The sequence below is a fragment of the Cupriavidus sp. OV096 genome (genome assembly GCF_900115455.1).
Lineage (GTDB): Bacteria > Pseudomonadota > Gammaproteobacteria > Burkholderiales > Burkholderiaceae > Cupriavidus.
The window spans coordinates 1-20,924 of sequence record NZ_FOWM01000019.1 but is presented as its reverse complement, the minus strand read 5'-3'; the positions used below and the strand labels follow the sequence as shown (position 1 = coordinate 20,924).

At 68.0% G+C, this 20,924-nt stretch carries 16 protein-coding genes; 5 read left to right on the top strand and 11 right to left on the bottom strand.

All coding sequences use genetic code 11. The features are described 5' to 3' along the window. Window positions 1-79 precede the first annotated feature (79 nt). The 3 genes from BM115_RS26195 (at window position 80) to BM115_RS26185 (ending at window position 5,582) form a co-directional block, all read left to right on the top strand. Window positions 80-994 (top strand): LysR family transcriptional regulator, encoded by a 915-nt coding sequence (locus BM115_RS26195; RefSeq protein ID WP_092301623.1) that lies wholly within the window; start codon window positions 80-82, stop codon window positions 992-994. Window positions 995-1,156: 162 nt separating this feature from the next. Further along, window positions 1,157-2,194, top strand: coding sequence for an aldo/keto reductase (locus BM115_RS26190; protein ID WP_092301620.1), 1,038 nt, complete (start codon window positions 1,157-1,159; stop codon window positions 2,192-2,194). A 349-nt stretch (window positions 2,195-2,543) separates the two neighbouring features. Beyond that, on the top strand, window positions 2,544-5,582 hold the full coding sequence (locus BM115_RS26185) for a transglycosylase domain-containing protein (RefSeq protein ID WP_255371002.1): 3,039 nt from the start codon (window positions 2,544-2,546) through the stop codon (window positions 5,580-5,582). Here BM115_RS26185 and BM115_RS26180 read toward each other — a convergent pair. From BM115_RS26180 to BM115_RS26170, 3 genes are all read right to left on the bottom strand, one after another. Then, on the bottom strand, window positions 5,544-5,795 hold the full coding sequence (locus BM115_RS26180) for a GlsB/YeaQ/YmgE family stress response membrane protein (RefSeq protein ID WP_092301614.1): 252 nt from the start codon (window positions 5,793-5,795) through the stop codon (window positions 5,544-5,546). The genes BM115_RS26185 and BM115_RS26180 overlap by 39 nt on opposite strands. A 122-nt stretch (window positions 5,796-5,917) precedes the next feature. Next, complete coding sequence (gene fusA, locus BM115_RS26175; RefSeq protein WP_092301611.1) at window positions 5,918-8,023, bottom strand: elongation factor G; 2,106 nt, start codon at window positions 8,021-8,023, stop codon at window positions 5,918-5,920. Between the two features lie 104 nt (window positions 8,024-8,127). Further along, window positions 8,128-8,991 (bottom strand): polysaccharide deacetylase family protein, encoded by an 864-nt coding sequence (locus tag BM115_RS26170; protein WP_255371001.1) that lies wholly within the window; start codon window positions 8,989-8,991, stop codon window positions 8,128-8,130. Between the two features lie 372 nt (window positions 8,992-9,363). Between BM115_RS26170 and BM115_RS26165 the strand changes: the two genes are divergently transcribed. Beyond that, complete coding sequence (locus BM115_RS26165; RefSeq protein WP_177220022.1) at window positions 9,364-10,074, top strand: DUF3047 domain-containing protein; 711 nt, start codon at window positions 9,364-9,366, stop codon at window positions 10,072-10,074. Here the strand turns inward: BM115_RS26165 and BM115_RS26160 are convergent. After that, window positions 10,071-10,829 carry a lipoate--protein ligase family protein gene (locus tag BM115_RS26160; RefSeq protein WP_092301605.1) on the bottom strand — a complete coding sequence of 253 codons (759 nt, stop codon included), beginning with the start codon at window positions 10,827-10,829 and terminating at the stop codon, window positions 10,071-10,073. The two genes, BM115_RS26165 and BM115_RS26160, sit on opposite strands and share 4 nt — an antisense overlap. Before the next feature lie 137 nt (window positions 10,830-10,966). Here BM115_RS26160 and BM115_RS26155 point away from each other — a divergent pair, with 137 nt between their 5' ends. After that, window positions 10,967-12,529, top strand: a complete 1,563-nt coding sequence (locus tag BM115_RS26155) for a methyl-accepting chemotaxis protein (RefSeq protein WP_092301602.1) — start codon at window positions 10,967-10,969, stop codon at window positions 12,527-12,529. A 69-nt stretch (window positions 12,530-12,598) separates the two neighbouring features. Here the strand turns inward: BM115_RS26155 and BM115_RS26150 are convergent, their stop codons facing one another. From BM115_RS26150 to BM115_RS26120, 7 genes are all read right to left on the bottom strand, one after another. Beyond that, a complete protein-coding gene (locus BM115_RS26150) occupies window positions 12,599-13,615 on the bottom strand; it encodes an LLM class flavin-dependent oxidoreductase (RefSeq protein WP_092301599.1) in 1,017 nt (338 codons plus the stop codon). Window positions 13,616-13,741: 126 nt separating this feature from the next. Next, window positions 13,742-16,477: a patatin-like phospholipase domain-containing protein gene (locus tag BM115_RS26145; protein WP_092301596.1), complete on the bottom strand. Its 2,736-nt coding sequence runs from the start codon at window positions 16,475-16,477 to the stop codon at window positions 13,742-13,744. Between the two features lie 73 nt (window positions 16,478-16,550). Then, window positions 16,551-17,537 (bottom strand): DedA family protein/thiosulfate sulfurtransferase GlpE, encoded by a 987-nt coding sequence (locus BM115_RS26140; RefSeq protein ID WP_092301593.1) that lies wholly within the window; start codon window positions 17,535-17,537, stop codon window positions 16,551-16,553. Window positions 17,538-17,657: 120 nt separating this feature from the next. After that, window positions 17,658-18,071, bottom strand: a complete 414-nt coding sequence (locus BM115_RS26135; RefSeq protein WP_255371000.1) for an Hpt domain-containing protein — start codon at window positions 18,069-18,071, stop codon at window positions 17,658-17,660. Window positions 18,072-18,091: 20 nt separating this feature from the next. Beyond that, window positions 18,092-18,751 carry a response regulator transcription factor gene (locus BM115_RS26130; protein ID WP_092301587.1) on the bottom strand — a complete coding sequence of 220 codons (660 nt, stop codon included), beginning with the start codon at window positions 18,749-18,751 and terminating at the stop codon, window positions 18,092-18,094. A gap of 339 nt (window positions 18,752-19,090) precedes the next feature. Further along, window positions 19,091-19,912: a hypothetical protein gene (locus tag BM115_RS26125; protein WP_092301584.1), complete on the bottom strand. Its 822-nt coding sequence runs from the start codon at window positions 19,910-19,912 to the stop codon at window positions 19,091-19,093. A gap of 390 nt (window positions 19,913-20,302) precedes the next feature. Beyond that, entirely contained in the window at window positions 20,303-20,692 is a 390-nt protein-coding gene (locus tag BM115_RS26120; RefSeq protein WP_092301581.1) for an OsmC family protein, read from the bottom strand. Window positions 20,693-20,924: the final 232 nt, after the last annotated feature.

Below are 20,924 nucleotides of genomic sequence, written 5' to 3'. Positions count from 1 at the left end.
AATGGCCCCACTGTCACCTATTCCGATTCGCACGAGAACGCGGCAGAATCGCATATCAATCATTCCAATTAAGAATGACATGGACACCCTCAAGGCGATGCACGTCTTCACCCGCGCCGTGGAGCTGGGCAGCCTCTCCGCCGTGGCGCGTGAGCTGGACAGCACCCAGCCGACCATCAGCAAAACCGTAGCCGCGCTGGAGGCGGACCTTGGTGTGCGGCTGCTCGAGCGCAGCACCACCCACTTGCAGCCGACCGAGGCCGGCCGTCGCTTCTATGCCCATGCCCTGACCGTGCTCGACGCCTATGCCGAAGCCACCGCCGATGCGCGCGGCCGGGCGGATCGTCCCGTGGGCAAGGTGCGCCTCAGCGCGCCGGTCAGCTTTGGCGTGCTGCGGCTCAATGCACTGATCCTCGATTTCCTCGCCCGGTATCCGGAGGTCGATGTCGAACTGGTCTTCGACGACCGTTTCGTCGATCTGGTGGAGGCGGGCGTGGACGTAGCGGTGCGGCTCGGCGCGTCGCTGCCGCCCAATGTGGTGGCGCGGCGCATCGCGGTGTCGCCGCGCGGACTCGTGGCCGCCCCGGGCTACCTCGCGCGCCATGCCCCGGTGCGGCAGCCGGCCGATCTGGCCGGTCACGACCTGCTGCGCTTCACCTGGCTCGCCGCCGGGGACGAGATCGTGCTGACCGATACCCACGGCAACGCCGCCAAGGTGGACGCGCCGTGCCGCTATCGCGCCAACAACTCGCTGGCCATGCGCGAGAGCTTCCTGGCGGGCGCCGGGTTTGGCCTGACGCCGGCCTGGCTCGTGCAGGACCTGCTCGACACCGGCGCGCTGACCCCGGTGCTGCCCGGCTGGCAGGGTCCGGCGCAGGATGCCTATCTGGTCTATCCGTCGCGCCGCCACCAGCCGGCGCGCACGCGGGCGCTGCTGGCCTTCCTGGCCGAGCGGGTGCCGGCACTGCCCGGATTCCACCCTGTGGAAGCCTGAATCGACAGGGGTACTGCCCCGAAGTCACCCGAAAGCGCCCGAAAGCGCCTCTAGCGGCGCGTCGCCTGCAAGCCCCGCCACATCGGCGCACAATGCGCGCTGGCGGTCGCGCAGGCGCCGCCAGACCCTTTGCTTCGGCCTCGACTACCCTGGGAATTCGCCATGCCAGATTTCACCATGCAGTACCGCCGCCTCGGCGCCAGCAACCTGAAGGTTTCCGCCCTGTGTCTGGGCACGATGATGTTCGCCGACCAGACCGACGAGGCCGAGGCCGCCCGCATCGTGGGCAGCGCACGCGACCACGGCGTCAATTTCATCGACACCGCCGACGTCTACAGCAAGGGCGGTTCCGAGCAGATGGTGGGCCGCCTGCTGATCGCCGACCGCCACGACTGGGTGCTTGCCACCAAGCTGGGCAACCTGATGGGCAGCCGTCCGAACCAGTCGAACTATTCACGTACGTGGATCCTGCGCGAGGTGGAAGACAGCCTGCGCCGGCTGGCCACCGACTATGTGGACATCCTCTACCTGCACCGCGACTTCGCCGGCGCCAATCTTGAGGAACCGGTGCGCGCCATGGGCGACCTGATCCGCGCCGGCAAGATCCGCTACTGGGCCGTGTCGAATTTCCGCGGCTGGCGTATCGCCGAGATCGCCAACCTGTGCGACCGCCTGGGCGTGCCGCGCCCGGTGGCCTGCCAGCCGTACTACAACCTGCTGAACCGGATGCCGGAGGTGGAAATCCTGCCGGCCTGCGAACATTTCGGCCTGGGCGTGGTGCCCTACAGCCCGATCGCGCGCGGCGTGCTGACCGGCAAGTACCTGCCGGGCCAGAAGCCGGACGCGGACAGCCGCGCCGGCCGGGCGGACCGTCGCATGATGGAAACCGAGTTTCGCGAGGAGTCGCTGGTCATCGCCCAGCAGCTCAAGGCGCATGCCGAAGGGCGCGGCATCACGCCGGGCCAGTTCGCCACGGCCTGGGTGCTGGCCAACCCGATCATCAGCAGCGTGATCGCCGGGCCGCGCACGCTGGCGCAGTTCGAGGACTACTTCGGCGCAGTGAACGTCGCGATTTCGGCGCAGGAAGAGGCGCTGGTCGATAAGCTCGTGCCGCGCGGCCATGCTTCCACGCCTGGCTACACCGATCCGAGCTATCCGTTCGGCGGGCGCCCGGTGGCATCGGCGGCGGCATCGGCATAAGCCGGTCAGTGCAAAACTGACATGGCCGCACCGCCCGCGTGTGACGCGCGGGCGGCTCGCGGCACCCGTGTGGCGTGCCGGCCCGCCACGTGTTGCGTGCCGGGCACGGCGCCGCAAGAAATTCCGTGTTTGAAAGCGTGCGCCAGCCCACTTCGGCATGCCACTCCACGCTGGTTGCTAGTAATATCAATACAGGCCGTCGCACGCCGATGCTGGCGCGGCAGCCTGCAATGAAAAAGCTGGTGGCGCCCCGGAACTGGTGGGCGCAAGCGCAACCGGATGCCGAAACGTGTCACGTCGTCGCTGGATTCTCGCTGGCTTGGCGGTTGCCGTATGTGGCGGCGCCTACATGGTTGTGACCCTCGTCACGCACGAGGTTCGCACGTCGCAATGGCAGGCTCTGTACATGAGCCGGCTGGGCAAGTCGTTGACCTACGAAATCCAGCCCGGCGCGAGCGACAGCATCCGTTATCCCCATTCCGGTCCGTACGACGAGCGCCTGGGCTACGAGCGCCTGCCCGAGTTCGGCGAGCGCCTGCTGCGGCACGGGTTTGCCACGAGCGCGCAGGTGCGCATGTCGCCGGATCTCGTCCGGCTGATGGACGAGGGCATCTTTCCGCCCTACCGAGAGAAAAACCAGGCCGGCCTGATCGTGCGCGACTGCAACGCGCTGACGCTTGCCTTCGAACGCTATCCCCAACGCCAGTACGATAGTTTCGACGCGGTGCCGAAGGTGGTGGTGGCGTCGCTGCTCTACGTCGAGAACCAGAACCTGCTCAATCCCGAGTATCCGATGATGAATCCGGCCGTGGACTGGCGCCGGTTCTCGCGCGCGGTGCTCGACCAGGCCGTGAAGCTGGCCGACCGGCACCACGACTCGGCCGGCGGCAGCACGCTCGCCACCCAGATCGAGAAATTCCGCCATTCGCCCGAGGGGCGGACCCAGTCGATTCCAGACAAGTTCCGCCAGATGACCTCGGCCTCGCTGCGCGCCTATGTCAACGGTCCCGACACCCAGCGCGCCCGCGAAAACATCGTGCTCGACTACCTGAACACGGTGCCGCTCTCCGCGCGCGTGGGGCATGGCGAGATCAACGGCATTGGCGACGGGCTGTACGTCTGGTACGGCGAGGACTTCGGCGAGGTCAACGCGCTGATCCGCAACATGGACCCGCGCCGCCCCACCCCGCGCGAGGCCCAGGCGTACAAGCGCGCGCTGTCGCTGATCGTCTCGCAGCGCCGGCCGTCGTATCACCTGCGGCGCGACGATACCAACCTGGACGCGCTGACTGGCAGCTACCTGCGGCTGCTGGCGGCCACCAATACCATCACTCCGGAGTTGCGCGACGCCGCGCTGGCGCAGTCGCTGGACAAGGCGGCCCCGCCGCAGCGGCCCGACCCGGCGCCCTGGGTGACGCGCAAGGCGGTCAACCAGGTGCGTAACGATGTGTCGCACCTGCTGGGCGTGGACAGCCGCTACGCGCTGGACCGCCTCGACCTGACCGTCGACAGCAGCATCAACCGTGAAGTGCAACGCATGGTCACGGACACGCTGCTGCGCATCCGCAACAAGACCGATGCCCACGAGATGGGCCTGTACGGCAAGAACCTGCTGCGCGAGGGCGACGACCCGTCGCGGCTCGTGGCCAGCTTCACGCTGTTCGAGCGCGTGGGCAACGCCAGCCTGGTGCGGGTGCAGGCCGACAATGTCGACCAGCCGTTCGACATCAACGCGGGGGCGCGGCTGAACCTGGGCTCCACCGCCAAGCTGCGCACGCTGGTCACCTATCTGGAAGTCATCAACGAGATCTACGATCGCCACGTCAGCCTGAGCCGGGCCGAGCTGGCCGCGATCCAGGTGCCGCGCCAGGACGCGCTGACCCGCTGGGTGATCGACACGCTGATCAAGGCCAAGGCGCCGGCCGAGCGCTCGCGCGGGGCCATCCTCGAAGCCGCGATGGAGCGCAAGTATTCGGGCAATGCCGGCGAGGCGTTCTACACCGGCGGCGGCATGCAGAGCTTCACGAACTTCGAGAAATGGGAGGGCGAGCGCCAGATGACGGTGCGCGTGGCCTTCCAGCATTCGGTCAATCTCGTATTCATCCGGATGATGCGCGACATCGTGAAGTACGAAGTCCACCAGGCCCACCCGGAAGCCACCGCGCTGATGGAGGATCGCAGCGACCCGGGCCGCCGCCCGTACCTGGAGCGCTTTGCCGATGAGGAAGGCAGCTCCTATATGACGGCGTTCTGGCAGCGCTACCGGGGCAAGACTTCGGATGAGCGTTTGAACGTTCTGCTAGGTCGCGTGAAGCAGCCGACGCCCTACCTTGGGGCCGTGCGCCTCTCGGTGACGCTGCTGAGCGCCCGGCCGGCCACCGATTTCGACACCTACGCCGGCCTGGTGCGCGCACGGCTGCCCAAGCAGAAGCAGCCGTCCGAGGAAGACCTGCACAAGCTCTACGACAAGTACGGGAAGGACAAATTCGACCTGAACGACCGGGGCTACCTGTCGCGCATCCATCCGCTGGAACTGTGGATGGTGGAATACCTCGGCAACAACCCGGATGCCACGCTGAGCGAGGTGCTCAAGGCCAGCGCGGACGAGCGGCAATACGTCTACAAGTGGCTGTTCAAGACCCGCAGCAAGCTGGGGCAGGACGCCCGCATCCGCACGCTGCTGGAGAAGGAGGCGTTCGACAAGGTGGCCAAGCGCTGGCAGCGGCTCGGTTATCCGTTCGATTCGCTGACGCCGTCGTACGCCACGGCCATCGGTGCCTCGGGTGACCGCCCGGCGGCGCTGTCGGAGCTGGCCGGCATCATCCTCGGCAATGGCGTGGATGCCCAGCCGTCCACGATCCGCACGCTTGCCTTTGCCGCCGACACCCCCTATGCCACGACATACGCCCTGCGCCCGGGGCCAGGCAAGGTGCTGATTGCGCCGGAGATTGCCGCGCTGGTGCGGCGTTCGATGTTCGATGTGGTGGAGAGTGGCACGGCCAAGTCGATCCGGGGGGCCTTCACGCCGGTCAGCCGGCCGGGGCAGCCCGGCGCGCCACTGATGATTGGCGGCAAGACCGGTACGGGCGACCAGCGCTTCCAGACCTATGGTCCGGGCGGGCGCGTAATTTCGTCGCGCTCGGTCAACCGGTCGGCCACCTTCGTGTTCCTGCTGGGGGACCGCTATTTCGGCACGGTGACAATCCACGTGCGCGAGCCGTACGCGGCGCGCTACGCGTTCACGAGCGCGCTGGCGGTGCGCGTGCTGCGCTCGGTGGCGCCGCAGGTCGCGGCGATGGCCGCCCCGGGCAGCACCACCGCGCTGCAGCGGTGCGGCAAGGAAGGCGCTTCAGTTCTTACGGCGAACCAGGTCGTATATCACCAGTAGCACGATGGCACCGATGACCGAGGCAATCCATCCGGCGGCCTCGCCCGGCTGGTAGTACCCCATCGACCGGCCGATGTAGCCGGCCGCCAGCGCGCCAAGCACGCCCAGCAGGATCGTCATGATCCAGCCCATCTTGTCGTCGCCAGGTTTGATGGCGCGGGCGATGAGCCCCACGACAAGTCCAACCAGCACAGTACCGAGGAATGCCATCATGGTGCGCTCCCGTAGCAGTGGATGAGGCGGCGTGTGGCCGCCGGAGCATCATGCCATGAATCGATGGCGGGTGGCGCATGGTGTTCTCCCCGCTCCCTCCGGGAAGGGGAGAACACCCGTGCTCAGTTCTTGCGCGAGCTGATCACCGCCTCGGCCACGTTGGCCGGGGCTTCGGCGTAGTGCTTGAACTCCATCGTGAAGGTGGCGCGGCCCTGGGTGAGGGAGCGCAGCGAGGTGGAGTAGCCGAACATCGTCGCCAGCGGCACCTCGGCGCGCACGATCTTGCCGCCGCCGCCCGCGATGTCTTCCATGCCGTGCACCATGCCGCGCCGCGAGGAGAGGTCGCCCATCACGTTGCCGGTGAATTCCTCGGGCGTTTCCACCTCCACGGACATCATCGGCTCCAGCAGCACCGGCTTGGCGCGGCGCATGCCTTCCTTGAACGCCATGGAACCCGCCATGCGGAACGCGTTTTCGTTCGAATCCACATCGTGGTACGAGCCGAACACCAGCGTCGCCTTCACGTCCACCACCGGGTAGCCGGCCAGCACGCCGGCTTCCAGCGTCTCCTTGATGCCCTTGTCCACCGCCGGGATGAACTCGCGCGGCACCACGCCGCCCTTGATGGCATCGACGAAGGCATAGCCGCCGCCCTGCGGCATCGGCTCGAGGTTCAGCACCACGTGGCCGTACTGGCCGCGCCCGCCCGACTGCTTGATGAACTTGCCTTCCACGTCCTTGGCGGTGCTCTTGATGGTCTCGCGGTAGGCCACCTGCGGCTTGCCGACCGAGGCCTCCACGCCAAACTCGCGCTTCATCCGGTCCACCAGGATTTCCAGGTGCAGCTCGCCCATGCCCGAGATGATGGTCTGGCCGGACTCCTCGTCGGTCGCCACGCGGAACGACGGGTCTTCCTGGGCCAGCCGGTTCAGGGCGATGCCCATCTTCTCCTGGTCGGCCTTGGTCTTCGGTTCCACGGCCTGCGAGATCACCGGCTCCGGGAAAGTCATGCGTTCGAGGATGATGACCTTGTCGGGATCGCACAGGGTGTCGCCCGTGGTGGCCTCCTTGAGGCCCACGGCCGCGGCGATGTCGCCGGCGCGCACTTCCTTGATCTCGTTGCGGACGTTGGCGTGCATCTGGAGGATGCGCCCCAGCCGTTCGCGCTTGGACTTGACCGGGTTGTAGACCGTGTCGCCCGAATTCACCACGCCCGAATACACGCGGAAGAAGATCAGCTGGCCGACGAACGGGTCGGTCATGATCTTGAAGGCGAGCGCCGAGAACGGCTCGTCGTCGTTCGGGTGGCGCTCGGCTTCCTTGTCGTCCTCGGTGTGGCCGAGGATGGCGGGCACGTCCGCCGGCGACGGCAGGTAGTCGATCACCGCGTCCAGCATCGCCTGCACGCCCTTGTTCTTGAAGGCGCTGCCGCATAGCATCGGCACGATTTCACCGGCGATGGTGCGTTTGCGCAGCCCGGCCTTGATCTCTTCCTCGGTCAGCGGCTCGCCGCTCAGGTAGCGCTCGAGCAGGTCCTCGCTGGCTTCGGCGGCGGCCTCGACCATCTTCTCGCGCCATTCCTGCGCGGTGGCCTGCAGCGCGGCCGGGATGTCGGTGTACTCGAAGTGCACGCCCTGGCTCGTATCGTCCCAGACGATGGCGCGCATTTTCACGAGATCGACCACGCCCTGGAAATGATCCTCGGCGCCGACCGGAATCTGGATCAGCACGGCGTTGCCCTTCAGGCGATCGGCGATCTGGGTCTGCACGCGGAAGAAGTCGGCGCCCACGCGGTCCATCTTGTTGACGAACGCGATGCGCGGCACCTTGTACTTGTTGGCCTGGCGCCAGACAGTTTCCGACTGCGGCTGCACGCCGCCCACGGCGTCGTACACCATGCAGGCGCCGTCGAGCACGCGCATGGAGCGTTCCACCTCGATGGTGAAGTCCACGTGGCCGGGGGTGTCGATGATGTTGATGCGATGCTCGGGGTAGTTCCCCGCCATCCCCTTCCAGAAGGCCGTGGTGGCGGCCGACGTGATGGTGATGCCGCGCTCCTGCTCCTGCTCCATCCAATCCATGGTGGCGGCCCCGTCATGCACCTCGCCCAGCTTGTGGTTCACGCCGGTGTAGAACAGGATGCGCTCGGTCGTCGTCGTCTTGCCGGCGTCGATATGCGCGCTGATACCGATGTTGCGATAGCGTTCGATGGGGGTCTTGCGGGGCACGGTGATTCTCCGGTTAGGGCACCACGGGCCGTTAGCGTAGCACTTCTACGAATTCCTCGTGCGGTGCCGCATGGCCGATTGGGCCCTGCCGGAGCAGGCGCCGGTCAGGGCCAGCTTTGCCGCGCGTAGTCGCCGTCCCTGGCACGCACCAAAGCGGCGCGTTCGGCGGCGCGGGCGTCGGTATAGAAGGGCGGATCGGCCAGCGGCAGGCCGTTCTCGCGCGCGGCATCGACGAGGATCTGGAGGTACTCGGTCATGTGCGACGCCGTGTAGTCGTTGGTGTCATGAAAGCTCACCACCACCGGCACCACGCCGTTCACCGGCTGGAGCCGCCGCGCGCCGATGGCCGCGCGCACCTGCTCCAGCTCGCTCACCATATGGGAGCGCCGCCGCAGGCTGATGTGCCAGCCGTAGATCTTGCCGTCGCGCGCGTTGGCGTCGGCCATGAGCATGCCCAGGCCCAGTCCCTGGTAGACGCCCCGCGTCTCATCGTTATAGGCCCAGTTGGGCGGCCGCACCAGTTGTGCCACGTGGCGGCACTGGGCGGCGATGTCCGCCTCGCCCGCGCGCAGCGACGCCGCCAGCTCGGTCGGCGCCAGCTTGGTATGGGAGACATGGCCCTCCACCACGCCGCTGTGCACGGCGAGCAGGTGGCCGGCGGCGCAGGTGTCGCGCATCTGGGCGCGCCCGGCCGCGCCGCCGCCCCGGCGCGGATGCGCGGTCTGGACGAAGAAGATGGCCTTGATGCCGGGCGCAATCGGGTTGTCGGCCAACTGGCGCAGGATCAGCGGCGTGCTGCCATCCGGGCCGGCGTCCGGGCCATCGTCGAATGTCAGCAGGAAGCGCAGCGGCGGCAGCTTGGCGGTGGGCTTGGCGAACGCCACCGGCGTGACGGCGGCAGGCGGCTCCGGGGTCTCGGACGCCGGGAAGGTGCCGTCGGCCAGCACGGACACGGGCGCGGCCAACATCAGGACCGCGGACAACAGGGATCGAACGACAGCAGCACGCATGCGGGAATCAGGGGAGCGGAGATGACGGCGCGCGGCCAGACCCGCACCGCGCGAGGCAGCACGATACCACCGGCCTGCGGCCCGGCCGTGGCCCAGTTTGTAAGCAGGTATGTGAAGTGGCGGATGCGGTACTTGTGGCGAGGGCGCGCCAGATCCTGTCAGCGTCTGTCCGAAGCCGATTTCGGCCTACGCCGCACGGTGCGGGCCGGCGGCGCTTTCTACAATGGACTGAGCAGTCCATGCGAATGATCTGAATTTCACCCGTCACCATAACAAAAGGCGGTCACGATGCGCGCCCCGGTCCTTCGTCTTACTCGTCCGATATTGCCGATGCTCGCCGCCATGGTGGCGGCCTCGGCCATGACCCTTGCCACGGCGGCCCGTGCCGACGACCCCGGCGTTGCCTTCTCGGCCAGCCGGCCCGGCGGCGCGCTGCCGGAGGGCTGGCAGAACAAGCCCGTGGTCAGCGGCAAGGCCCTCACGCGCTACGCGCTGGTGGCCGACCAGGGCACCACGGTGCTCGAGGCCGATGCCACCGGCGCCGCCTCCGGCCTGATCCACGCCGGCGACTTCGACCTCGCGGCCACGCCGGTGGTGCAATGGCGCTGGAAGGTGGCCGGCCCGATCCCGGACGCCGACAACCGCGACGCCAAGCGCGAGGACGCCCCCGCCCGGCTGGTGTTCTTCTTCGACGGCGAAAGCAGCAACCTGTCGATTGGCGAGCGCGCCGGCATGGCCATCTCGGGCGCGGTCGGCGACAAGCTGCCCTACGCCACGCTGATGTATATCTGGACCAACAGCGCGCCGGTGGGCACGGTCATCGCCAATCCGCATACCAACCGGGTGCAGATGATTGTGGTGGGCGGCGCGGCCGATGCCGGCAAATGGCAGAAGCTGCGCCGCAATGTGAGTGCGGACTTCCAGAAGGTCTTCCGCGAAAAGCCCGGCAAGCTGCTGGGCTATGGCCTGATGACCGATACCGACAACACCGGCGCCAACGCGCGCGCCTGGTACGGCGACATCCGCTTCACGGCGCGCTAGGCGCCCGGCGGCGGCGTGCGGGCGATGGCGGCGCGGATCGCCTCGGCCACGCGCGACGTCAGTTGGGGATCGTCCTCGATGCCGGCCGCCTCGCGCACGCTGACCACCTTGTCCGGGTCGTAGTGCCGGCCGCTCCCGATGGCCGCCTCGAACGCATTGGCGCGGGCATTGATCTCGACCGGGTCCGCGCTCACCAGCAGGATGGCGTGCGCCAGCACCAGATGGCGCTGGCCATCGTCCGATTGCGCGGCGGCCGGCGCGCGGCGCCAGTACTGCGCGGTGCCGGCGATCTTGCGCGCTGCATCGCCCGGCCCCCAGGCCAGGTTGTAGCGCCCGTCGCAGAACGACCCCTCCACCGCCTGCCAGTGCGTTTCCACGCCCAGCTGGCGCATCCCGTCCGCCAGCACATCGCACAGGTGGATATAGACGGGCTCCATCCACGTAGCCGCGCCCTTCGGCACCGCGTAGGCCAGGCTCACGTTCAGGATGCCCGGCCCCTGCGGCACCAGCCCGCCGCCCGACATGCGCAGCCAGACCGGGCAGCCCCGGGCGGCAAAGTCCGCGCGGGCGGCCTCGATGCCGGGCTGGCGCAGGTAGCTGCGCGGAATCACCAGTGACAGCGGCGCCTCCCACAACTGCGCCACCGGGCCGCGCAGGGCGGCGTGGTCCAGCAGCGCCAGCTCGCCCTGCAGCGGATCGGCCTCGGCGGGGTCTGGATCGATGAAGGAGAAGGCGGCGGACGGCTGAGCGGTCATGGCAGGGGGCTCCAGGTGGACAGTGCGGCGCAATTTTCCCGATCATCGCCCATCTTGGCCCCCTGGTGCTAACGGAAGCTAAGGGAATGTGGCTGCGGCGTCGTTAATCCCAGGGAATTCCCAACAGCCTCCCGATCATGAACCGTCTCACTCTGAACACCAAACTCTGGGCGGCGCTTGCCGTCATGTGGCTGCTGCTGCTCGCGCTCGGCACCTGGAACGCCTTCCACACCAGGTCCGTGATGATGGGCGAGCGGCGCGAGAGCCTGCAGTCGCTGGTCGCCACCGGCGAGGGCATCGTCAAGCTGTACGCGGCGCGTGCCGCCAAGGGCCAGATGTCGAAGGAAGACGCCCAGACCGCCGCCAAGGACGCGCTGCGCGCGATGCGTTTCGGCCAGAACGGCTACCTGTTCATCATCGATTCCAAGCCGCAGGTGATCCTGAACCCGGGCCTGCCGCAGACGGAAGGCAACCAGGTCGGCGAGTTCAAGGACCCGGATGGCGTCTACGTCTACCGCGCGATCCTGGAAGGCGCGCGCCGCACCACGGGCCCCGAGGCTGGTTTCTCGACCTACCGTGGCCGCCTGCCCGGCACCGAAAACCCGCAGCGCAAGCTGACCTACGGCCGCTACGTGGCGGACTGGGACTGGTTCGTGGCCACCGGCGTGTTCCTGGTCGATGTGGAAGACGCGTTCCGCGCCAACCTGATCAACGCCCTCGTCAGCACGCTGCTGATTGGCGCGCTGATCGCGGCGGTGATGCTCTGGCTGATGCGCACCGTCAAGCGCAGCCTCGGCGGCGAGCCGGCCTACGCGGTGGAAGCGGTCACGCGCATCGCCGGCGGCGACCTGACCGTGCCGGTGACCGTGCGCGCTGGCGACGAGCAGAGCGTGCTGGCCGCCATGCAGCGCATGCAGACCCGCCTGGCGGGCACGCTGGGCGAGATTCGCGGCGCGGCGGGTTCCATCGCCACGGCCACGGACCAGATCTCGGCGGGCAATACCGATCTCTCCCAGCGCACCGAAGAGCAGGCTTCGGCACTTGAGCAGACCGCGTCGAGCATGGAAGAGCTGACCGGCATCGTGCGCCAGAACGCGGACAACGCGCGGCAGGCCAGCGCGCTGGCCGTGAATGCCTCGGACATTGCCAATCGTGGCGGCGAGGTGGTCAGCGAGGTGGTGGCGACGATGGGCGAGATCAACAACGCCTCGCGCCAGATCGTCGACATCATCGGCGTGATCGAAGGCATCGCCTTCCAGACCAACATCCTGGCCCTGAACGCGGCCGTGGAAGCGGCGCGGGCCGGCGAGCAGGGCCGGGGCTTCGCCGTGGTGGCGGGCGAGGTGCGCAGTCTGGCCCAGCGCAGCGCCAACGCCGCGAAGGAGATCAAGACGCTGATCGACAACTCGGTGGCGCAGGTAGACAACGGCTCGTTGCTGGTGGCCAAGGCCGGCGAGACCATGCACGAGGTGGTGGGTGCGGTGCGCCGCGTGACCGACATCATGGGCGAGATCAGCGCGGCTTCCGCCGAGCAGAGCACCGGCATCGAGCAGGTGGGCCAGGCCGTGACGCAGATGGACTCGGTGACGCAGCAGAACGCGGCACTGGTCGAGGAAGCGGCTGCCGCCGCCCATTCGCTGGCCGAGCAGGCCCAGTCGATGATGCGCGCGGTGTCGGCGTTCCGGCTGGCGACGGCCTGATCGATCCGGCTCGTACGCAAACGAAAACCGCGGCCTTGGCCGCGGTTTTTGCTTTCTGGCGCTGACGGTTCAGGCCAGTTGCGTGGGCGAGAGCGACAGGGCGCGCACCGCCTTCGCGGCAATCTCGAACGACTTGAGCCGCGCCGCGTGATCGTAGATCTGGCCGGTCAGCATCAGTTCGTCGGGGCGCAGGTCATCCACGAAACGTTGCAGGCCGTCGCGCACGGCGGCGGGGTCGCCCACGACCGAGACGGCCAGCGAGCGGCGGATGTGGTCGGCCTCGCTGGCGTCCCAGAGCAGGTCCATGTTGTCCACGGGCGGCTTGAGCTGGCCCGGCGTGCCGCGCACCAGTGCCAGGAACTGCTGCTGGAGCGACGAGAACAGCCGGCGCGCCTCGTCACCGGTGTCGGCGGCGAACACGTTGACGCCGAGCATCACGTGCGGGCGATCGAGCTGTTCGGACGGGCGGAAGGTGCGCCGGTACAGGTCCACGGCCTGGCGCATGAAGCCGGGCGCGAAGTGCGACGCGAACGCAAACGGCAGCCCCATCGCGGCGGACAGCTGCGCGCTGAACAGGCTCGATCCGAGCAGCCACAGCGGCACCTTCAGGCCCGCGCCGGGCACCGCGCGCAGGCGCTGGCCCGGGCGCACCTCATCGAAATAGGCCTGCAGTTCTTCCACATCCTGCGGGAAGGTGTCGGCGCTGTCGTGGCTGAGCTGGCGGCGCAGCGCGCGCGCCGTGGCCTGGTCGGAGCCGGGCGCGCGGCCCAGCCCGAGGTCGATGCGGCCCGGATACAGCGCAGCCAGCGTGCCGAACTGCTCGGCAATCACCAGCGGCGAGTGGTTCGGCAGCATCACGCCGCCCGAGCCGACGCGGATGGTGGACGTGCCATTCGCCACGTAGCCGATCAGCACGGACGTGGCCGCGCTGGCAATGCCGGGCATGTTGTGATGCTCGGCCAGCCAGAAGCGGCGATAGCCAAGGCGTTCGGCGTGCTGCGCCAGGTCCAGCGTGTTGCGCATGGCCTGGCCGGCATCGCTGCCTTCCACGATCGGTGAAAGGTCGAGCAGGGAATACGGAATCATGGATGCGGGGCGCGGCCGGGGTGACCGGCGCGCCATGTGGAGACGGGAACGGGGCTATGGTAGTCACGTGCGCCGAATCGTGCTGGCGCCCGCCGAGTAGCCCTGCTAACCGTGGGGCTACGCGCGTTACCCGAACAGCCGCTGCGCTACGGGCCCCTGGGCAATGCGCCGGCCGATGTCGAACCCCAGCGCGCGGTAGCTCTCCCACTGTGCTTCATCGAAGAACTGGTCGGCGGTGCCTTGCTGCGGGAAGTCGCGATGGACGGCGCCGTACTGGCGCACATCGGCCGGCGCGGTGGGTGTGAGGCGCGGCTTCAGCAGGATGATGCGGGTGACTGGCGGGGCGTCCGGGGCGCCGCCCTGGCCGGCCACGAAGGCATTGAGCAGCAGCCCGACCTTCATTCGGCTCTCCGGGCTGGCATCGGCGGCAAAGTCATCCATGGTGCCGAACACGGTCTTGAGCACCGGGTCGCTCGCGGCGGCGGTGTCCACCACGATTTCGAGTCCGAAGTCGATGCGGGCCAGCCGGATCAGGTTGGCGAGATCCTTGAAGCGGTAGTCGGCGTCGCAGCCGCAGTCGCACAGCACGATCAGCGCTACGCGGCGCTCCGGGCGCAGCAGTTCATAGACGGCGGTGTTCTCGAAATGGCCGCCATCGGACAGGTACTGCCAGCCCCGCCGCGTGCCGTGAAAGCGCGCGGCGAGTTCGCACCCGAGGTAGTACTGCGTGCGGAACAGGCCGGTCAGCACGCCGAGCGTGGGCCGCGCGCGCCCCGCCGCGCCGCGCCGGCGCATGGGGGCGTGCCCGCTGCCAGCATCCAGCCGCGATGGCCACCAGACGCCGAGCCGCAGGTTGGCGAACCCCATCAGCAGCGAGGTGCCCAGCGTGGAGGCGCGGCCGAGACCGGTGGAGATGGCGGCGCCCGAGATCGCCACCCAGTCGCCCACGGTGCGTGCGTGGGCCATCTCGCCGGGATGACGGCGGAAGGTGCGTTCCTGCGACATCGCGCAGCAAGGCCGCCCATCGACGCTGAATCGCACGTAGGTATCGGCGGGCAGTTGCTGCGGGGCGCCCGGCTGGGCCAGCGCGGGGCCCGGCGAGACGCACAGCGGCTTGCCCTTGCGGTCGCGCTGCACGAGCTGCTCGGCCGGATCGACGGTCAGGTTCAGCGTGACGTTGATCAGGTGCAGCGGCGCCAGCACGCGGGGATCGTAATAGTCGTTGAGGCTCAGGGCGTCGTCCGGGGCGGGCTCGGCCACGCTGAAGCGCTGCCGCGCGTCCGGGCTGCCCGCCGTGGCGGTGAAGCGGTTGCCGTTGGAGGCGCCCAGATAGGCGCGCGTGAGCCGGGAGGCGTAGAACGACTGGAGCGTGGACAGGTTCAGGAAGCCCGCGAAGCGCCCCACCACCATCGCCATGACCAGCGCGAGCCCCGTCAGCACGGCCAGCGCGGGCGTGGTCCAGGCCTTGCCGAAGACGAGCCAGTCGACCGGCTCGCCGCCATCCCACCGCACCCAGAGCACGATCCACGACCAGAGCACGAAGACGAGCAATGCCAGCACGGCCGCCAGCGCCCCGGCCAGCAGCGAGACGGGCAGGCGGTTCAGCATCGCGCGCCAGGACGAATCGCCGGCGCCCTTGTGGCCGTTATCGAGCAGATTGGCGCCATAGCGGACCAGCCAGACCAGCACGCCCAGCGTGCCGGCCGGGCCGAGCGCGCCCCACGGATGCACGGTCAGATAGCTATAGAGATAGCAGGTGCGCGCGGCGGTATCGGCAAGCCCCAGCGCGGCCAGCGCGCCGGTGACCCCCATCGCCGTGCGCAGCGCCCGCGTGGCGCGCACGCGGAACATGGTCACCGAGCGCGGGGCCGGCATCACCATGACCAGGCAGGACGCCACGCCCAGCCAGGCCAGGATGCCGATGGCGAAGCAGGCGTAGGCCAGCCGTGGCGACGGCTGCAACTGCTGGAACCACCACGCGGTGGCCAGGAAGGCCGCGCCGATCAGCGCCGCGAGCAGCACGGCGTTGTTCAGCACCCGCACGGGCTGGCGCGGGTCGTCCGAACGCGGGTAGACCAGCCAGAACGCGATGCCGGGGGGCACGGCGAACAGCAGCGCGGAGGCCACCGGCAGCCAGAGCAAGGGGCTCCACCAGATGGCCAGCCGTTCGTCGTAGAACGCCAGGCGCGCGGCGTGGAGCAGGTCCATCTCGTTGCGGGCGAGTCCGTGCCATGCGCCCGTGGCCAGGTGCAGCCCCAGCGCCAGCGCGGCCAGTAGCATCAGCAGTGCACTGCCAATCACATATTGCATGGCCAGCCAGTTTCGCACCACCACGGCGGCGGCGTAGAGGTTGTCGCCCGCGCCGGTGGGGGTGAGGTAGCGGCCGTTCTCGCGCAGCCACGCCACGGCGGCCCGGCCCGGGGTCTCGGCATAGGAGACCGAGGTGTGGATGCGCCCCGGCGGTTCGTATTGCATCGTCCGGTAGGCATCCTGCGCGGCCTGCACGGCACTGGTGCCGCGCCGCAGCCGTCCGGGCACGAACAGGCTGACGAAGAACGCGCCAAGGTAGCCGCCGCCGCTGACGGTGGAGAGATAGTCGAACTGGGCCAGCAGCGACTGGGTGCCGGCGACAGTGGGGGAGGGCGGGGTGTCGAGGGGCGTCCGGGCGGGCGTCTGGGCGGGATTCGGCGCTTCGGCCATCGCCTGCATCACGCCGAGGCAGAACGTGGCGCTGCGGATGCCGCCGCCGGAGAGGGCGAGCGCGTAGGTCTGGCCGGCGCTGTGCCGGGGAATATCGAGCATGCGCCGGCGGTGCGCCACGCGCGCGGCTTCATCGTCCCAACCCGGGTCTTCGCCTGGCATGCCGCCCTCCCTGCACAATGGCCTGCGCCAAGTATAGGAAGCGGCGGTTGCTCCGGGGGGTACGGCGGGTGGATTAGTGCGCGGAGGCCTGCTTGGCGGGGTCGGCCGCGTCGTTGCTGGCCTCATCGGCCGGGGTCGACAAGGCGCCCTGCAGGCGCTTCCATTCGTCGAACCCGCCCGCCAGCGCCCAGGTGTGGCGGTAGCCCGCCACACGCAGCCGCTCCGCCAGCACGGCGGCGGACATCTCATGGGGGCAGGCGCAGTAGATCACGATGTCATGTTCGGGCGAATGCTCGCCCAGCGTTTCCAGCGGCGCGTGCAGCTCCATGACCAGCGCGCCGGGAATGCGCTCGATGGGAGCGACGCCATGCGCGCGCACGTCCACCACCAGCGGCGGCGCGCCCGTCGAGCGGCGCGATTCCAACTCCATCACCGTCATCCGGGGAATCCGGCCCGTGCGGCGCAGCATGCGCCAGCGCAGCCAGAAGCGCCAGGCAATGAACAGCGCGAAGGCGCCGCCGGCAATCAGCACGGCGATATGGCCGTAGGTGCTGAAGGCGGCCAGGATCGTATCGACGAAATCGCTGAACACCACGCCCGCCAGCAGCGCGCCGCCAGCCCAGACCAGCGCGCCGAGGGCGTCGTAGAACAGGAAGGTCATGAACGGCGTGGAAGTCATGCCGGCCATGGCCGTCGAGAGCGCGCCGGCGCCGGGCAGCAGCTTGGCGAAGACGAGCGAGCGGGGGCCTACGCGCAGGTAGAGCGACTGGGTCTGCCGGATGCAGGTGTCGGGGGAGAGGGAGACGCGGCAGATCGTGCGCAGCATCGGCTGGCCCAGCCGCTTGCCGGCGAAGTACCACGCCGTATCGGCGATCAGGCAGGCGGAGATCACCGCGAACAGCACGGCGCCAATCGACGGACCAGACTCCTGCATCGACAGCGCACCCGCCACGAACATCATCGGATAGGCCGGCACCGGCAGGCCGGCCTGCTCGGCCAGCACGCTCAGGAACACCAGGGACAGCCCGTGGCTGTCCAGCAAGGCCTGCAAATCACCCACGACATGTCTCCCGCCAGAAAAAGGGTCCGGCGCGAAAAGAAGGGGGCGGCCGGATGGACCCACAGTGTGCCAGTGCCACCGGCGCCTTGCACTGCCATGATGCAGGCAGGGTCATCAAATTCACTGAATGTGGCTGGACGGCGACGTATCTTCGGCCGGATCGGGATGGCAGGCGGGGGGCGCGGCAGCCTGCAGGGCGATCAGCGCATCGTTGAATTCGGTCACGATGGCGACATAGCGCGGCAGTAGCGCGTCGATCACGGCAGGCTTGCCCTGCCGCGCCGCGGACTCCAGCGACTTGCCCGCCGCCACCAGCGTCGGGCAGCGGGACAGCGCAGCGCTCCCCTTGATGCGGTGCACGGTGCGCTGCACGCCGGTCCAGTCCCGCATCGCCACCGTCCGATGCAGGTTGGCCATGTCCGCCTCGTTGGTCTCGATCAGCCGGGCGAGCAGCATCCGGTAGAGCACGGGGTCATCCCGCGCCGCGTTGGCCACTGCCGCGCCCATGGCTTCGCGTTCGGCGCGGGGCAACACGCGGCGGGCCCCGGCGCGGGTCACGGGGTGAGCTGGCAACGTCGGGCGAAATCGACCAGATCGACCAGGGATTCGGCACGCAGCTTGGCCATGATGCGCGCCTTGTAGCTGCTGACGGTCTTGTTGCTGATGAACAGCGCGTTGCCGATGATCTTGTTGCTCATGCCGCGTGCCAGCATGCGCAGGATGACGACCTCCTTGTCCGACAGCTTGCGCAGGCCTTCATCGTCGCTGACCATGCGGGACTCGTGCGAGGGGTCGCTGAACGTGACGGCCGTGGCGGGATTGGCGCTCGCGCCGTTCGGGAACACGGTAAAGCCGCCGAGCACGCTTTCCACGCAGCGGACGATGGCATCCATGTCCTGCGTCTTGCTGATGAAGCCCTGCGCGCCGGCCTGGTAGGCGCGCGCGGCGAACGGCGTGGGATTCTGGGCGGTCAGGATCAGGATACGCACGGCCGGATGGAGCGCGCGCATGCGTGGCGTGGCATCGAGCCCGCTCATGCGGGGGATGTCGAGGTCGAGTACGACGAGGTCGGGTTTATGTCGACGCACCGCCTCGATGGCGCTCTGGCCGTTGTCGGCTTCCAGCAGTACATTCACGCCCAGCAACTGGGAGAGATGGGCGCGCATGGCAAGCCGCAGCGCGGGGTGATCGTCGACGATCAGGATGGTGGTCATGCGTTGCTGCCTTGTGGCCGTGCCGCGTGGGCGGCTGGCCAGGGGTCATCACTGACTGGGCAGTATATGGAGATAGCGTCGCTTAATTTGTGGGAAATTTCCGCAATCGCTGCGTGAAATTTCCCCATTTGCGCCGCATTAGATCCAGATCATGTTCGCGTGACATTTTATGTCACTCATAGGCTACGGACCATCCCAAAAAAATAGCGGCCCTCCACCAACATGGGGGGCCGCAAATCGGGAATGCGAGGAGGTCAGAATCCTCAAGGAGTGTTATCGGCACATGGGGGCGCCGCTGATCCCTACTTAGGTGGGGCCAGCGTCACACTGCAGCCGGTATCAGGCGATCAGCCGATCCGGCTGGTTGGCTGGCCCCGTGGCGGCACGCACGCGGCGCACGCCGGCTTCCATCTCCGCGTGCGCGGCGTCCAGCCACGCGATGCGGTGGCGCACGGGATCATTGGGCGACAGGTCGTTGGCGGTTATCTCGCGCAGGAAATACCGCACCATGCTGCCGGCGCGCGCGGGCACCGGCATCATCCCCAGCATCTGGCCCCGATCGATCAGACCTAGCCCGGCGGCATGCCGCAGCCCCGCCCACGCCGTGCGCCCCAGTCCTATAAAGAGCGCCTGCCGATGGCACTGCCCGAGCCGCGCGAGGAACAGCGACTCGAAGACGGCGCGGAGCATGGGCACATCGAGCAGTTCGTCGAGCGGGCCGTCGAATGCGAGCCCGCGTCGCGTGGTGGCATGGGGCAGCAGGGCAAGCGGCTGGATGGCGTCGAACCCATCGTTCCACAAGGCTGCCGCATGGGGTTGCCCAATCAGCTCGGGCACGCGGAAGTGGTCGAGCATGCGGATCAGGTTGGGCCGCACGAGTCGGCCGCCCAGTTCCACACGCCGCTTGTTCTCGCGCTGGATGCTCCGCCCGGGCGTATGCGCGAGCAGCAGTTCCTCCGTGACCGATGCGGCGAGCCGCACGTGGGTGTGGCCCGGCGTGGTGCTGACCAGCACCAGGCGCGCATCGGCGTTCCGATGTTCGAACGGCACGTAAGCCATGGTGTACGTCCCGTCCTGATCCACCATCACGGGTTTGTCCGCAATGGCTCGCGCGCCGCCGCGTCGGATGCGCGCGCAATACTCTTCGATGTAGTTCGCCAAGATGTCCCCGCTCCAATGCTTCCCTGCTGCTGGCTGCCATGTCTTGTTTTGGCTTCATGTTAAGCCGCAGTACATGGCCACGAAAGCGCCCAAGTGGCGTTCGGAGCGCGTTACAACACAGGCTTGGTTGGCGAGCGAACCAATGAGACGAGGGAGCCCTACGTATGAGGGATGCGTTTCGCGCTTGGGATGTGGATCTCGCTGTAGGACAACGTTGCGCGACAGGTGGGTCAGGATGATGACGGCGGGATCGGCCTTTGGGGCCGCCAGCAAAAAAGGCCGGACACGAGTCGTGTCCGGTAACCCATTTGCTGACTCAGGTCGTGTCAGAAACCCGAGAACTCAAATGATAACCATTATCATTTGTCGAGTCAATGAATGGCGGTGCCTTTAGGCGGTCAGCGTGGTTTCGATCGAAATCTGGGCGGACAGGGATTTGTGCACCGGGCACTTGTTGGCCACGCGCAGCAGATCCTCGCGCACGTTCGGCGGCAGCTCTCCATCGATCTTGACGGTGCGGATCATCTTGTAGGTGCCGGGCGCCTCTTCGTGCCGCACCGAGACGTGCACCTCGCGTAGGTCATAGCCCTTGCGCTTGGCGTACACCTGGAGCGTGAGCGTGGTGCACGCGGCCAGCGCGGAGTCGAGCAGGTCATGGGGGTTAGGGAGCGACGGGTCGCCTGCAGGGGCGTCCAGGTCCGCGCGCCAGGTGGCGGTCTCGTTGCGCAGGTCGCAGGCGCTCGCGCCCGAGGCGGCCAACCAGGTTGCTTCAATGGTCATGGGTGAGTGTCCTCTGGAGATGGGAGGGCGGGAACCGGTCCCGGATTGATGATTCTATATATAGGGGCCTGACATCGCGCTGCTGAGGTGCCGTAATCGTCGTTTCCAGAAAAATCTGAAATTTTGATGACAAACCCCTTGCCAGCCTGCGTTGGCTCCCTTAATATTCGCCCCCTCGCAACACAAACCGCGCTGCAAACGCAGCAGCGACAAGGGTTGCGGGGTTGATGGG